This window comes from Pseudomonas sp. R32 (assembly GCF_009866705.1).
GTDB lineage: Bacteria > Pseudomonadota > Gammaproteobacteria > Pseudomonadales > Pseudomonadaceae > Aquipseudomonas > Aquipseudomonas donghuensis.
Window position 1 is genome coordinate 2,482,582 of record NZ_CP019396.1, and the last position, 14,490, is coordinate 2,497,071.

Below are 14,490 nucleotides of genomic sequence, written 5' to 3' on the forward strand. Positions count from 1 at the left end.
GAAAGGCTATGCCGGAGCAGGCTGCGGACCGCTTGACGGCGATCAAGTTTGCCGGCCATGGTGCTTGCCAGGTTGTCGCAGGGGCTCTTAGCGTGGTGGTCGAACCCGCTGTCTACCCAGGTAAGCCATGGACCTCACAGAACCTCGCTGCGAACCCTTCTATCAAGCGCACGGCAACGAACGGGCATTGTTCGAACAGGCCTGGCGCCACGGCATGCCGGTGCTGATCAAAGGCCCCACCGGCTGTGGCAAGACCCGCTTCGTCCAGCACATGGCCCAGCGCCTGCACCTGCCGCTGCACACCGTGGCCTGCCACGATGACCTCAGCGCCGCCGACCTGGTCGGCCGCCACCTGATCGGCGCCCAGGGCACCTGGTGGCAGGACGGCCCGCTGACCCGTGCGGTGCGCGAAGGCGGCATCTGCTACCTCGACGAAGTGGTCGAGGCGCGTCAGGACACGGTGGTGGTGTTGCACCCGCTGGCCGATGGCCGCCGCGAGCTGTTTCTCGAACGCACCGGCGAAGTGTTGCAGGCGCCGCCGTCGTTCATGCTGGTGGTGTCCTATAACCCCGGCTACCAGAACCTGCTCAAGGGTATGAAGCCCAGCACCCGCCAGCGCTTTGTGGCGATGCGCTTCGACTACCTGCCCGCAGCCGAAGAAGCGCACATCGTACGCCGTGAGGCCGGGGTCGATGGCGCCCTGGCCAACCAGATCGTCAAGCTCGGCCAGGCGCTGCGCCGCCTGGACCAACACGACCTGGAAGAGGTGGCCTCGACCCGCCTGCTGATTTTTACCGCGCGCATGATCGCTGCCGGCATGCACCCGCGAGAAGCGTGCCTGGCCTGCCTGGCCGAGCCGCTCACCGATGACCCGCTGACGGTCGCGGCGTTGATGGACGTGGTCGATGTCCACTTCCCTTGAGCCAATGCCCCGGCAACTGCCGGGCGACCTGGCGATGTGGCTGTTCATCCTCGCCGAGCTTTCGGTGTTCGCCATCCTGATCCTGGCCTTTGCCGTGACCCGGCAACTCAAGCCGCAGCTGTTCGCCACCAGTCGCGCCTTGCTCGACAGCTCCACCGGCCTGGCGATGACCCTGAGCCTGCTCAGCGCCGGGCTGCTGGCGGCGCTGGCCCAGGTGCAGGTGCGCAAGCACCGGTCGCGGCGGGCGGCAGTGTTGCTGCTGGCCGCCTTGCTGGTGGCCAGTGTCTATGTGGCGCTCAAGCTCGGCGAATACCGCCACTTGCTCGGCGCCGGGCTGGGCATCGAGCACAACACTTTCTTCACCTTGTACTGGATCCTCACCGGCTTTCACTTTCTCCATGTCCTGCTCGGCATGCTGATCCTGGCCTGGCTGGCGCAGATGGCCTGGCGTCGCAGCCTTGGCCCGGGCACCTGCAGCGGCTTTGAATCCGGGGTGCTGTACTGGCACATGGTCGATCTGGTCTGGGTGTTGCTGTTCCCGCTGGTTTACCTGCTCGGGTGAGGAGGGCGCATGCCGACATCGATATTCCTGCTGCTGTGCTGGCTTGCCTTGACATGCCTGAGCCTGGGCACGGTGATGCTCGGCCAGGGCGCGCTGATCCTGCTGCTGGCGGTGGCCAAGGCCTGGTTGATCACCGATGGCTTCATGGAACTGCGCCACGGTCCGCAGCGCTGGCGCTGGTTGCTGCTGAGCTGGGCCCTGGTGTTGGCCGCGCTGGTGGGCCTGAGCCTGGCCGCTAATACCTGAGTAAAACCATCGGCGTTTCTTGATCGCCATCAAGCAGGTTTTTACCCCGCGCTTTCTATCATGGCCAGGCCAAGCAATGAGGAAGCGACCATGTCAGAGACCTTCACCAAGGGCATGGCCAGGAACATCTATTTCGGGGGAAGCGTGTTCTTCTTCCTGATATTCCTGGCTTTGACCTACCACACCGAACAGACCTTTCCCGAACGCAGCAACGCCGCGCAATTGACCGACGCGGTGGTGCGCGGCAAGACGGTCTGGGAGCAGAACAACTGCGTCGGCTGCCACACGCTGCTGGGCGAGGGCGCGTACTTTGCGCCGGAGCTGGGCAATGTGTTCAAGCGCCGTGGCGGCGAAGAAGGCTTCAAGCCGTTCATGCATGCCTGGATGAAGATGCAGCCGCTGGGCGTGCCCGGCCGCCGGGCCATGCCGCAGTTCAACCTGAGCGAACAGGAAGTCGACGACATCGCCGAATTCCTCAAATGGAGCTCGAACATCAACACCAATGGCTGGCCGCCAAACCAGGAGGGCTGAGTGATGAACGTTGCCAATCCGCATCTTAAATTTGCCTCCCAGGCCGTTGCCAAACCCTACTTCGTGTTCGCCCTGATCCTGTTCCTCGGCCAGGTGCTGTTCGGTTTGATCATGGGCCTGCAATACGTGATCGGGGACTTCCTGTTCCCGGCCATTCCGTTCAACGTGGCGCGCATGGTGCACACCAACCTGCTGATCGTCTGGCTGCTGTTCGGCTTCATGGGCGCGGCGTATTACCTGGTGCCGGAAGAAGCCGACCGCGAGCTGCACAGCCCAAGGCTGGCGATCCTGCTGTTCTGGGTGTTCGCCGCCGCCGGTGTGCTGACCATCCTCGGCTATCTGCTGGTGCCCTATGCCGGCCTTGCGCGGCTGACCCACAACGAGCTGCTGCCGACCATGGGGCGCGAGTTCCTCGAGCAGCCGACCATCACCAAGCTGGGCATCGTCGTGGTCTGCCTGGGCTTTCTCTACAACATCGGCATGACCCTGCTCAAAGGCCGCAAGACCACCGTGAGCATGGTGATGATGACCGGCCTGATCGGCCTTGCGGTGTTCTTCCTGTTCTCCTTCTACAACCCCGGCAACCTTGCCCGCGACAAGTTCTACTGGTGGTGGGTGGTGCATCTTTGGGTCGAGGGCGTGTGGGAGCTGATCATGGGCTCGATGCTGGCCTTCGTGCTGATCAAGATCACCGGGGTTGACCGCGAGGTGGTGGAAAAATGGCTGTATGTGATCATCGCCATGGCGTTGATTACCGGCATCATCGGTACCGGCCACCACTTCTTCTGGATCGGTGCGCCCGAGGTGTGGCTGTGGGTCGGTTCGATCTTCTCGGCGCTGGAGCCGCTGCCGTTCCTGGCCATGGTCATGTTCGCCTTCAGCATGGTGAAAAACCGCCGCCGCCAGCACCCCAACCGCGCCGCCACCCTGTGGGCCAAGGGCACCACGGTCACGGCGTTCTTCGGCGCCGGCGTCTGGGGTTTCCTGCACACCCTGGCGCCGGTCAACTACTACACCCATGGTACCCAGCTCACCGCCGCCCATGGCCACCTGGCCTTCTACGGCGCCTACGCAATGATCGTCATGACCTTGATCAGCTATGCCATGCCGCGCCTGCGCGGGCTCGGCGAGGCCGCCGATGAGCGCTCGCAGACCCTTGAGGTGTGGGGCTTCTGGCTGATGACCCTGTCGATGGTGATGATCACCTTGCTGCTCACCGCCGCCGGCGTGGTCCAGGTGCTGTTGCAGCGCTGGGCCGAAGATGGCAGCGCCTTGCCGTTCATGTCCACCACCGATCAGTTGCGCGGGCTGTTCTGGGCGCGGCTGGTCAGCGGCGTGGGCTTTCTCGCGGGGCTGTTGTGCTACCTGCTGAGTTTTCGCCAGCGTGGCCGCGCCGCCTTGCGCGCACCGGCCAGGGTAGTGCCTTCGTGAACGGCATTAGTGTTTGAACACCTGCGGCCCGGCTGATGCAGCGGGCCGCTTTCTGCGTTGTACACAGGAGGCAGCATGGCCTTCACGGTCGAATTGGAAGAATGGGTCGGCAGTCTCTGGCATCGTTTCATTACCCGCCGGGCGAGTGTCGATTTCCCCGAGGCAGGGGTCGAACTGGCCCCCAGGCAACGGCGCCTGGCGCTGTTGTTCAGGGCCATGGGCGGGGCGGGCGGCATCGGTGTGGAGGCCGCCAGCGAGCGTGACCTGCTGCTGCGCCGCAGCCTGTTGCAGCAGATCGCCGGCACCTGCAAGCAGGCGCCGCTGGCCTGGTGTGACGCGCACAACGTGCGCTTGCCGGCGCACCTGGCAGTATTCCCCGACGCTGCCTTGAACGAAGAGCTGTATCGCTGGCTGGCCTTGCTCGCGGCGCAATCGGGGCCGATGCGCCACTGGGGGCGAGACAACCAGCGCTGGACGCGTGAGCTGCTGCAACGCTTTCCGGGGTTGGCGAGCCGCTACCAACGGCTGGTCGATGCGCACCTGCAACTGCGCCCGGATCCGGCCTCGCTAAGCCCGGATGCTGCGCTGCTTGAACGCGCCTTGCGCCAGGCCCTGCGCGAGCCGGGCAGCGTCGAGGTGTTTCCGCGCAGTGAACGGGCGGCCTGGCCGCTGCCGCTGTGGTTGTATCCGCCGCTGCACCTTGCCAGCCCTCAGGCGGGTGACCTTGAAGACGCGCAAAACGAGCTGCCCAACACCCCCGGCCAGCAGCAGGGCGGACGCAAACGCGCCAGCCGTGTCGATGACAGCCCGGCCAAGGGCGGCCTGTTGATCGTGCGCCTGGAGAACCTGTTCAGTTGGACCGAACACGTCGACCTCGACCGCTGGGAGGACGATAGCCAGGACCCGGACGCTGCCCGGGTGGCCGAAGACCTCGATCAATTGACCCTGTCGCGCACCCGTATCCGCAAGGGTGGTGGCCTGAAACTGCACCTGGACCTGCCGCCGGCGGACGTCGACGACATCCCCCTGGGTGCAGGCATCAAGTTGCCGGAATGGGACTATCGCCAAGGCCGCCTGCAAGCCGGTTTCGTCAACCTGCAGTTGCTCGAACCGCGTGATTGCATGCCCCAACCGCTGCCAGCGCGGCTGCAAGGCCCGGCACGGCGCCTGCGCCGGCAGTTCGAGCACCTGCGCACGGATCGCCAGTGGTTGCGTCAGCAGCCCCAGGGCAGCGAACCTGACCTGCAGGCCTGGCTGGATTTTCATGTCGAACGTGTGCATGGGCAATGCGCCGAGCGTGGCCTGTTCCTGGAGCAGCGCCGCGTTCGCCGCGATCTTGCCTGCCTGTTGCTGGCCGATGTATCGATGTCCACCGACGCCCACTTGAACGATGAGCAGCGGGTGATCGACGTGATCCGCGACAGCCTGCTGCTGTTCGGCGAAACCCTGTCGACGCTGGGGGATGAGTTTGCCCTGTACGGGTTTTCTTCGTTGCGTCGCCAGCAGGTGCGCATGCAGCAACTCAAAGCGTTCGATCAGCGCTATGACGATGTCACGCGCGGCAAGATCCAGGGGCTCAAACCGGGTTACTACACGCGCATGGGCGCTGCGATTCGCCAGGCAAGCCAAGTGCTTGGTGGCCGTAAGCGACAGCGCAAGCTGTTGCTGCTGCTCAGCGATGGCAAGCCCAATGACCTGGACCTTTACGAAGGCCGATATGGCGTTGAAGACACCCGCGAAGCGGTGCGTGAAGCCCGGCGCCTGGGCCTGACACCCTTTTGCATCACCATCGACCGCAAGGCCGGTGCCTACCTGCCGTACATGTTCGGCAGCAACGGCTACGCCCTGATACACCAGCCTGAGCAACTGCCGCAGCGTTTGCCGCAGCTGTATCGGCAGTTGACCCAGCCTTAGCGCGGCAACCAGAACACCATTGCCACACAGAACAGCGTCAGGCCGATGCAGAACCACAGGAAGCGCAACTGTTGTCGCGCACCGGCCAATGCTGCGGTAGCGGGCAGCGGCATGCCGCAGTGCTCACAGGTGCTGGCCTTGGCGGGATTGGTGTGTTCGCAGTACAGGCATACCGGCAGGGCATTCATTCGAATTGCTCCAGCCGCGGCCGATCGAGAATGGCGATGCGCCGACCGTCCTGAGTGATGATCTTTTCATCGATCAGGCGGCGGATGATCCTTGAAAAGGTCTCCGGCTGGATCGACAGGTGGCCGGCTATCAGTTGCTTGGCCATCGGCAGTTCGAACTGGCGCTGCACCGGCTCGGCGTGCATCAGTTGCGTCAACAGGTAGCGCACCACCCGGTGGGTGGCATTTTTCAGCGACAACGTCTCGATTTCATTGACCCGCTGGTGCAGGCGCATACAGAGCTTGCCGAGCAGGGCGAAGGTCAGCCGGCTGTTGCTCTGCAGCAGGCGCATGTAGGTGCTGGTCGAGAGCCGATAGAGCTGCGTTTGCCCGACCGCTTCGGCCGAGGCGACATAATTGGGCGTGTCCATCAGCATCATCGCTTCGGCGAAGGTCTGCCGCGGGCCGATGACTTCGAAGACCTTCTCCTGGCCGTCCGGGGTCAAACGGTAGATCTTCACCGCACCGGCAATCACGAAGTAGAACGCCTCGGCCGGCTCGCCCTGACGGAACAGCGGCTCGCCCTTGTCGACGCTGAGCAGTTGGCTGCTGCCCATCAATTCATCGAGCTGCTCGTCGTTCAAGGGCTCGAACAGGTGGTGAGTACGCAGGATCTGGTGGTGGACGCGGTGAAGCACCATGGCATTTCATCCTCAAGCGGAAAAGGGGTGGGGCTCGAACCTGGATGTAGGCGTCGAGCAAGAGCCGGGCCAGGCGGCAAGCCCCGGGTTGTATGGCGTGCTGATACTTGAGGGTGAAAAATACCCACGGCGCTTGGGTGAAATTGACCGTTACAGGGTTATTTTTACCCTTGTTTCTCCTGCTTCAGCCCGCAATCACGCCAGGGCACAACCCTTGCACTGGCGTATTCAACAGCGATTGGCAGCCTACGCCGTTGCACGCCGCGCGCCTTGACGTGCGACAAGGGTGGCAGCCTGCCGATGGCAGATGATGAGGCCGGGCTCAGTACGACCCGGCAACAAGGTAAGGAGAGGCTTGATGCAAGTACTTGATCGCCGTAAAGCGCTGGCCATCGTGCCACTCTTGCGCCTGGCGTTCCGGCCGTTGTTCCTCGCTGGCTGTGCGCTGGCAGTGTTGGCGATACCGCTGTGGCTGGCGGCGCTGAACGGCGCCCTTGGCACCTGGCAGCCGGCCGGCGGTTGGCTGGCCTGGCACCGGCATGAACTGGTGTTCGGTTTCGGCCTGGCGATCATCGCCGGCTTTTTGCTTACGGCGGTGCAGACCTGGACCGGGCAACCGGGCCTGAGTGGCAAGCCGCTGGCGGGCCTGGCGCTACTGTGGCTGGCCGGGCGGGTGGCGTGGCTGGCGAATGCGCCCTGGCCGTTGCTGGCGCTGCTGGAACTGGGCTTCCCGTTGCTGGTGGCGGTGTTGATGGGCAGCACCCTGTGGCAGGTACGGCAAAAGCGCAACTACCCGATAGTGATGGTCTTGCTGTTGTTGACGGCGGTCGATGGCCTGGCGGTGTATGGCCTGGTGCAAGGCCACGATGGCTGGCAGCGCCAGGGCGTGCTCGGCGGCATCTGGCTGGTGGCGGCGATGATGGGCCTGATTGGCGGGCGGGTGATTCCGTTCTTCACCCTGCGCGGCTTGGGGCGGACCGAGGCGGTAGTGCCCTGGCCCTGGCTCGACTGGCTGTTGCTGGCGGGGTCGGCGCTGGTAGCGGTGCTGTATGCGGCAGGGCCTGCCCTGACGGCCAATGCCGGGGTCGGCCTGCTGTTTGCCGCCCTGGCGCTCGGGCATGTAGTGCGCCTGTGGCGCTGGCATGACCGCGGGATTTGGCAAGTGCCGCTGCTGTGGTCGTTGCACCTGGCCTACGGCTGGTTGGCCCTGGCCTGCCTGGGCATGGCCCTGTGGCATTTCGGCGTGCCGTTGAACCCGAGCCTGGCGGTGCATTGCCTGACTATCGGCGCCATGGCCGGGTTGATCCTGGCGATGATTGCCCGGGTCAGCCTGGGTCATACCGGGCGGGCGTTGCAGCCGCCGGCGGGGATGACCCTGGCGTTCGTTCTGCTCAACCTGGCTGCGCTCAGCCGGGTGCTGTTGGTGCCGTGGATGCCGATGGCGGGCTTGTGGCTGGCCGGGGCGTGCTGGGGGCTGGCGTTTGCCGTGTATACCTGGCGCTATGCACCGATGCTGCTGCGCGCCCGGGTTGACGGGCATCCTGGTTAAGCGCCTGGAGGCGAAGGATGTTGTATCCGTATTTGTTGGTGATTCATCTACTGGCGGCCATCGCCTTTATCGGCACGCTGTTTTTCGAAGTGCTCATCTGGCAAGCGGCGCGCCGGCATGTGCCGGTTGCGGCGCAGGCCGGGGTCGACCAGGCGCTGTCGGTGCGTTCGCGCAAGGTGCTGCATGGCGTGGTGTTGCTGCTGTATGGCGCCGGTGTTGGCCTGGCCTGGCATCACCGCGCGGCCTTGAGCCAGCCGTTGGCCAGCAGCTTTGCCAGCCTGCTGAGCCTGAAGATCGTCCTGGCCCTGAGCATCATTGGTCATTACCTGTTGCTGGCGTTCTGGCTCAAGCGCGGACGCTTGAGCCAGGGGCGGGCGCGTTGGATCCGCTGCAGCATTCTTGGCCATATGCTGGTGATCGTGATCCTGGCCAAGGCGATGTTCTATTGGCACTAGCCTGCGCCGTACTAAGGCGGGCACTACTTGTAGGAGCGGGCTTTGACCCGCGATGAGGCCGGTACAGCCAGCACATCAAGTGGCGTCTGAATTACGGCCGCGGGCAAGGCCAGCTCCCACAAAGGCCAGCCATCAGGCCAGTGCGTTGACGAACAGCACATCGTTCTCCAGATGAATATGCTGCAGCAGATCCTCGCGAAACTCCTCCAGCCCGCGGTACAGGGTGCGCCACGTGTTGCAGGCGCCCTCCGGCGCGGTTATTTCGTCGGTCAGCAAGCTCAAGCGCTCCAGCGCCTGGCCATGTTGATCATGCTCCAGACGCATAACCTGGATCGGCGCACCGGCCTGGCGGCCCATGCCCCGTTGCAGCAAGGGGAACAGCACCTGTTCTTCCTTGAGCATGTGCCCTTCAAGTTCCTGCTGCATGTCCTGCAGGTGATCGGCCAGGCCGTTGGGGCAATGGTCATGGCCACCGTGGACCTGCTCCACACGTCGGGCCAGGCGGATCAGTTCCGGCAACTGCTGGCGGTGGCGGTCGTGGTAGCGGGAGAGGATGTAGGCAATCAGTTCGGCCGGGGAGAGTGTCGGGTTCATCAGGGCTCCTGGTCTGTTGGCAAAGGTTCCCCAGGACCATTGCATCGCCCATGCCAGCTTTAATTGCCCGAAATCAAGGGCCGTTGCTGTGGATGTGGTGAAATTCACCCGAATACCTCAGGGTAGCGATAACCACAGAGGGTGATGACTACCATGCTGCGTGAAAGCCTTGCCGCCGACCTGATCGTCGAGCTGCCCAATGCCGTGCGCTTGCAGCGTCTGGTGCAGACGCTGCGCGAATACTTCAACTGCGGCGCCGTCGGCCTGCTCCGGCTCGAAGGCGACAGCCTGCGGCCGCTGGCCTGTGTCGGCCTGGTCCACGAAGCCCTCGGCAGGCGCTTCGTGATCGCCCAGCATCCGCGCCTGGCAGCGATCATGGCCTCGCGCGAGCCGACCTGGTTCGAGCCCGACAGCCGCCTGCCGGACCCCTACGATGGCCTGCTCGAGACCGCGCTGCACGAACCCTTGGCCGTTCACGACTGCATGGGCGTCAGCCTCTACGTGGAAGGCCAGGTCTGGGGCGCGATCACCCTCGATGCGCTTAAGGCCGGGACCTTCGGCAGCGATGCCCGCGATGAACTCAAGCGCTGCACCCTGCAGATCGAGGCTGCCTTGCGGGTCACCCGCCTGGAGCAGGAGAACCGCAGCCTGCGCCTGTCGCGCAGCGAGCCCCAGGACTTGCGCAGGCCTGTGGAAGAGGGCGAGATCCTCGGTCACAGTGCGGTGTTGCAGCAGTTGCTCAACGAGATTGAAGTACTGGCCGATGCCGATCTGCCGGTATTGCTGCTGGGCGAGACCGGGGTCGGCAAGGAGCTGTTCGCCCGCCGCCTGCATCGCCTGTCGCGACGCAGCCACAAGCCGCTGATCCAGGTCAACTGCGCGGCCTTGCCCGAGTCGCTGGCCGAGAGCGAGCTGTTCGGCCATGTCAAAGGCGCGTTCTCCGGCGCCAGCAGCGACCGCGCCGGGCGCTTCGATGCAGCCAATGGCGGTACGTTGTTTCTCGATGAAGTCGGCGAGCTGCCCCTGAGCGTACAGGCCAAACTGTTGCGCACCCTGCAAAACGGCGAGATCCAGCGCCTGGGCGCCGACAAGCCGCTGCACGTGGATGTGCGCATCATCGCCGCGACCAACCGGCATTTGCCCGACAGCATTCGCGACGGCCTGTTTCGCGCCGACCTCTACCATCGCCTGTCGGTGTACCCGCTACCGATTCCACCGTTGCGCGAGCGCGGCAACGATGTGTTGATGATTGCCGGGCAGTTCCTCGAACTCAACCGCACCCGTCTGGGGCTGCGCGGTTTGCGCCTGTCGGCGGCGGCCGAGCGGGCGCTGCTGGCCTACCACTGGCCGGGCAACGTGCGTGAGCTTGAGCATGTGATCAGCCGCGCCGCGCTCAAGCAATTGAGCCGCGAAGGCAGCCGTAGCCTGATCATTACCCTGGAGCCGGAGGTGCTCGACCTCGATAGCGCGCCGGCAGCGGCGCCGCTGGCGGATCAACCGGTTGCCGCCAGCTTGGCGCATCCCTCCCTGAGCGACGCCGTCGATGCCTGCCAGCGCCAGGCCATTGCCCAGGCGCTGCGCCTGAGCGGGGATAACTGGGCCAGTGCCGCGCGGCTGTTGGCGGTCGACCCGAGCAACCTGCACAAACTGGCCAGGCGCTTGCGCCTCAAGTAACACTCGGAGCGTTGATGGTGATCAAGGCCTGCCGGTGTCGCAGCTTACAGACTGCGTACAACTTCCCAGGAGATCACTGCCATGCCGCTGTCCCTTGCCCAGATGCGCCGTAACTACACCCTCGGTGGCCTGCAGGAGGAGGCGGCGCCGCTCGAACCGCTGCCGCTGTTTGCGCAGTGGCTGCAACAGGCCCGCGAGACCGAGCGCGAGCCGGTGGAGGCCAATAGCATGCACCTGGCCACCGTCGACAGCCTGGGCAGGCCGCACTGCCGGGTGCTGCTGCTCAAGGGCTTTGACCAGCAGGGCTTTACCTTCTTCGGCAACTACCAGAGTGCCAAGGGACAGGAACTGGCGGCCAACCCCTATGCGGCGATGACCTTCTTCTGGCCGGGGCTGGAGCGCCAGGTACGAATTGAGGGGCCGGTGACGCGGCTCGATCCGCAGTTATCCGATGCCTACTTCGATTCGCGTCCCGAAGCCAGTCGCCTGGGCGCCTGGGCTTCACCACAAAGCCGGGTGTTGACCGACCGCGGCGAACTGCAAGCGCTGCTGGCGCAGACCATCCGCCGCTTCGTCGAGCAGCCGCTGCGTCGCCCCGAGCATTGGGGCGGCTATTGCCTGAGGCCTGAACGCATGGAGTTCTGGCAGGGTCGCGCCGATCGCCTGCATGACCGTCTCGATTATCGCTGCCAGGGTGGGCAGTGGACGCGCCAGCGCCTGGCGCCGTGAGCCCGAAGAGATACCTCCAAGGAGGAATAGGTTCGCCCAGGCTTTAGGTTCAGGCTTGGGCCCATCCACCTTTCACGGGAAGCCCAGGCCATGGCCCATTTGGCACAACGCACGTTTGAACCCCTGAACATCGCCGTGCTGACCATCAGCGACACGCGCACCTACGACACCGACAGCTCCGGCCAGACCCTCATCGACCTGCTGCAAGCAGCAGGGCATGTGCTGGTCGAGCGCGACCTGGTCAAGGACGATATCTACCAGATCCGCGCGACCCTCTCGCGCTGGATCGCCGACCCCAGGGTACAGGTGGTGCTGACCACCGGCGGCACCGGTTTTACCGCCCGCGACAACACCCCGCAAGCGGTGCAGCCATTGCTGGATAAACACGTCGAAGGCTTTGGTGAGTTGTTCCGCCAGGTGTCGCTGGCCGAAATCGGCATGTCCAGCCTGCAGTCCCGTGCCCTGGCGGGGATGAGCAATGGCGTGCTGGTGTGCTGCGTGCCGGGTTCGCCCGGCGCCTGTCGCACCGCCTGGACGCAAATCCTGCATAGCCAGCTCGACAGCCGTACCGGCCCGTGCAATTTCGCCCCGCACCTCAAGGCCCAGGCCGGGCAGGCCATTGAGGCCTGTGGGGCGCGGCCATGAGCGGGCGGGTATGCGACAGCGGCAAGTTGATCCCGGTCGACCAGGCCATCCGCCATTTGCTCGAGCAGGCGCCACCGCCACCGGCTGCGCAGATGGTGTTGCTGGACAAAGCCCTGGGCCGGGTGCTGGCGGTTGATATCCATGCCCCGCGCAGTCTGCCGGGCTGGGACAACAGCGCCATGGACGGTTTTGCCTTCAGGGTGGCCGACCTGCCAGCTGCTGGCGGTTGCCTGAGCCTGGCCGGGCGCATCGCCGCCGGCCAGCAGGCCAGCACCGCGTTGCAACCTGGGCAGGCGGTGCGGATCTTCACCGGTGCACCCTTGCCGCCGGGTGCCGACACGGTAGCGCCCCAGGAGCTATGCCGGGTGGAAGGCGAGCAGGTCTGGCTACCCGCCGCCGGCCTTGGCGACCACGTGCGCAAGGCTGGCGAGGAGGTGCGCGAAGGCCATCTGTTGCTGCAGGCCGGCAAGCGCCTGCGTGCCCAGGAGCTGGGCCTGCTGGCCGCTTCGGGCGTGGCCTGGGTCGAGGTCCATCGGCCCTTGCGCGTCGGTTTGCTGAGCAGCGGCGACGAACTGCGCGAGCCCGGCCAACCCCTGGCCCCGGGGCAGATCTACAACAGCAACCGCTATTGCCTGATGGCCTTGCTGCAAGGCTGGGGCGTGGAGGTGCACGACTACGGGGTGATGGCCGACGAACTGGCGGCCAGCAAGCACGCGCTGAATCTGGCCGCGTCCGAATGCGACCTGCTGCTGACCTCCGGCGGCGTCTCGGTGGGTGAGGAAGATCACCTCAAGCAGGCCATCCAGGACCTGGGCAGTGTCGACTTCTGGCGTCTGGCGATTCAGCCGGGCAAGCCCCTGGCTTTTGGCGAGGTGGCGGGCCGGCCGTGGATCGGCATGCCCGGCAACCCGGCAGCGGCGCTGATTACCGCGCTGGTGGTGGTACGGCCGTTCCTGTTGCGCGCCCAGGGCGTGCGCGATGTGTTGCCCCGGCCGCTGGCGCTGCCAGCCGGTTTCGACTGGCTGCAACGCAACAAGCGCCGCCAGTACCTGCTGGCCCGCTTGTTGCCCGAGGCCAACGGCCAGTCCAGCGTACAACTGCACCCACAACAAAGCTCGGCAATGCTCAGCGCCGCCTGCTGGGCCGATGGCCTGGCGGTGGTGGAATGCGAGCAACAGCTGCACAAGCACGACAACGTGCAGTTCCTTTCTTTCGCGCTGCTGATGCAGTGAGCGACCTTGATTGCCGTCAAGGTCCTGCCGGGCACTGTGGCTAGACTGGCAGCGCTTTTTTCGATTGCTCCGAGCCTGCTCGTGTTGTGCATCGCAGGCGCATGGCAGCAGCTTCTTTGATGAGGAAACCCCATGCAACTGGTCTGCCCGGCAGGCAACCTGCCTGCGCTTAAAGCCGCGGTGTGCCAAGGCGCCGATGCTGTTTACGTCGGCTTTCGCGACGACACCAACGCCCGGCATTTCGCCGGGCTGAACATGGACGACAAGCAGTTCGACGCCGCTGTTGCCCATATCCGCCAACACCAACGCAAGCTCTATGTCGCGGTCAACACCTACCCGCAACCCCAGGGTTGGGAACGCTGGCAGCGCGCGGTCGACCGTGCCGCCGACCATGGTGTCGATGCCCTGATCGCCGCCGACCCGGGTGTGCTCGGCTATGCGGCCCAGCGCCACCCGCAGTTGAGCCTGCACCTCTCGGTGCAAGGCTCGGCCACCAACGCCAGCGCCCTGGCGTTCTACGCCCAGCACTACAACATCCGCCGCGCCGTGCTGCCACGGGTGCTGTCGCTGGCCCAGGTACGCCAGGTGGCAGCCAACAGCACGGTGCCCATCGAGGTCTTTGCCTTCGGCAGCCTGTGCATCATGGCCGAAGGGCGTTGCCACCTGTCGTCGTACATCACCGGCGAGTCGCCGAACCTGTGCGGCGTCTGTTCGCCGGCCAAGGCGGTGCGCTGGAGCGAAGACGCCGAGGGCTTGAGTGCACGCCTGAGCGAAGTGCTGATCGACCGCTATCAACCCGACGAGCCGGCCGGTTACCCGACCCTGTGCAAGGGCCGTTTCCTGGTGGATGGCAAGCGCTTCCATGCCCTGGAAGAGCCCACCAGCCTCGACACCCTCGACCTGCTGCCGGAACTCGCCGCCATGGGCGTCGAGGCGGTGAAGATCGAGGGCCGCCAGCGCAGCCCGGCCTATGTCGAGCAGGTCACCCAGGTCTGGCGTGCCGCGCTCGACGCCCATCGCCTGGCACCGCAACGCTTCACGGTCAAGGACCAGTGGCGTCAGGTGCTGGCCGGTTTGTCCGAAGGCAGCCAGACCACCCTGGGTGCTTACCATCGATCATGGCAATGAGGGACTGGAC

General features: G+C 65.1%; 16 protein-coding genes and 1 pseudogene. 14 read left to right on the forward strand and 3 right to left on the reverse strand.

The window, feature by feature from the left end; translation table 11 throughout:
• The first annotated feature begins 127 nt into the window (after positions 1-127).
• The 6 genes from PspR32_RS11550 (at position 128) to PspR32_RS11575 (ending at position 5,606) form a co-directional block, all read left to right on the forward strand.
• A complete protein-coding gene (locus PspR32_RS11550; protein WP_036995884.1) occupies positions 128-922 on the forward strand; it encodes a CbbQ/NirQ/NorQ/GpvN family protein in 795 nt (264 codons plus the stop codon).
• A complete protein-coding gene (locus PspR32_RS11555) occupies positions 906-1,484 on the forward strand; it encodes a cytochrome c oxidase subunit 3 (protein WP_026001241.1) in 579 nt (192 codons plus the stop codon). Before PspR32_RS11550 ends, PspR32_RS11555 begins: the two co-directional genes overlap by 17 nt.
• A 9-nt stretch (positions 1,485-1,493) precedes the next feature.
• Positions 1,494-1,730, forward strand: coding sequence for a cytochrome C oxidase subunit IV family protein (locus PspR32_RS11560; protein ID WP_010221920.1), 237 nt, complete (start codon positions 1,494-1,496; stop codon positions 1,728-1,730).
• 90 nt (positions 1,731-1,820) lie between these two features.
• Positions 1,821-2,261 carry a c-type cytochrome gene (locus tag PspR32_RS11565; protein ID WP_010221921.1) on the forward strand — a complete coding sequence of 147 codons (441 nt, stop codon included), beginning with the start codon at positions 1,821-1,823 and terminating at the stop codon, positions 2,259-2,261.
• A 3-nt stretch (positions 2,262-2,264) separates the two neighbouring features.
• The gene (locus PspR32_RS11570; RefSeq protein WP_010221922.1) at positions 2,265-3,692 is read left to right on the forward strand and encodes a cbb3-type cytochrome c oxidase subunit I; all 1,428 of its coding nucleotides are present in this window, start codon (positions 2,265-2,267) and stop codon (positions 3,690-3,692) included.
• 75 nt (positions 3,693-3,767) lie between these two features.
• Positions 3,768-5,606 carry a nitric oxide reductase activation protein NorD gene (locus tag PspR32_RS11575; protein ID WP_159388508.1) on the forward strand — a complete coding sequence of 613 codons (1,839 nt, stop codon included), beginning with the start codon at positions 3,768-3,770 and terminating at the stop codon, positions 5,604-5,606.
• Here PspR32_RS11575 and PspR32_RS11580 read toward each other — a convergent pair.
• Positions 5,603-5,794, reverse strand: coding sequence for a hypothetical protein (locus tag PspR32_RS11580; protein WP_010221924.1), 192 nt, complete (start codon positions 5,792-5,794; stop codon positions 5,603-5,605). The two genes, PspR32_RS11575 and PspR32_RS11580, sit on opposite strands and share 4 nt — an antisense overlap.
• Positions 5,791-6,474, reverse strand: coding sequence for a Crp/Fnr family transcriptional regulator (locus PspR32_RS11585; protein ID WP_159388509.1), 684 nt, complete (start codon positions 6,472-6,474; stop codon positions 5,791-5,793). The genes PspR32_RS11580 and PspR32_RS11585 overlap by 4 nt, the downstream gene beginning before the upstream one ends.
• Here PspR32_RS11585 and PspR32_RS11590 point away from each other — a divergent pair.
• From PspR32_RS11590 to PspR32_RS11600, 3 genes are all read left to right on the forward strand, one after another.
• Complete coding sequence (locus PspR32_RS11590; protein WP_145997604.1) at positions 6,473-6,748, forward strand: hypothetical protein; 276 nt, start codon at positions 6,473-6,475, stop codon at positions 6,746-6,748. The two genes, PspR32_RS11585 and PspR32_RS11590, sit on opposite strands and share 2 nt — an antisense overlap.
• An 84-nt stretch (positions 6,749-6,832) precedes the next feature.
• Entirely contained in the window at positions 6,833-8,023 is a 1,191-nt protein-coding gene (locus PspR32_RS11595; protein WP_159388510.1) for an NnrS family protein, read from the forward strand.
• A 17-nt stretch (positions 8,024-8,040) separates the two neighbouring features.
• Positions 8,041-8,478 (forward strand): CopD family copper resistance protein, encoded by a 438-nt coding sequence (locus tag PspR32_RS11600; RefSeq protein WP_010221927.1) that lies wholly within the window; start codon positions 8,041-8,043, stop codon positions 8,476-8,478.
• A gap of 132 nt (positions 8,479-8,610) precedes the next feature.
• Here PspR32_RS11600 and PspR32_RS11605 read toward each other — a convergent pair.
• Positions 8,611-9,051 (reverse strand): annotated as a pseudogene (locus PspR32_RS11605) (hemerythrin domain-containing protein); the annotation flags it as partial.
• Positions 9,052-9,225: 174 nt separating this feature from the next.
• Here PspR32_RS11605 and norR point away from each other — a divergent pair.
• The 5 genes from norR (at position 9,226) to ubiU (ending at position 14,480) form a co-directional block, all read left to right on the forward strand.
• Entirely contained in the window at positions 9,226-10,746 is a 1,521-nt protein-coding gene (norR, locus tag PspR32_RS11610; RefSeq protein ID WP_036995941.1) for a nitric oxide reductase transcriptional regulator NorR, read from the forward strand.
• An 81-nt stretch (positions 10,747-10,827) separates the two neighbouring features.
• Entirely contained in the window at positions 10,828-11,475 is a 648-nt protein-coding gene (gene pdxH / locus PspR32_RS11615; protein ID WP_036995879.1) for a pyridoxamine 5'-phosphate oxidase, read from the forward strand.
• A gap of 90 nt (positions 11,476-11,565) precedes the next feature.
• Positions 11,566-12,120, forward strand: a complete 555-nt coding sequence (moaB, locus tag PspR32_RS11620) for a molybdenum cofactor biosynthesis protein B (protein WP_010221932.1) — start codon at positions 11,566-11,568, stop codon at positions 12,118-12,120.
• Positions 12,117-13,352 (forward strand): molybdopterin molybdotransferase MoeA, encoded by a 1,236-nt coding sequence (locus PspR32_RS11625; protein WP_159388512.1) that lies wholly within the window; start codon positions 12,117-12,119, stop codon positions 13,350-13,352. Before moaB ends, PspR32_RS11625 begins: the two co-directional genes overlap by 4 nt.
• Before the next feature lie 132 nt (positions 13,353-13,484).
• Entirely contained in the window at positions 13,485-14,480 is a 996-nt protein-coding gene (gene ubiU, locus PspR32_RS11630; RefSeq protein ID WP_159388513.1) for a ubiquinone anaerobic biosynthesis protein UbiU, read from the forward strand.
• Positions 14,481-14,490 lie beyond the last annotated feature (10 nt).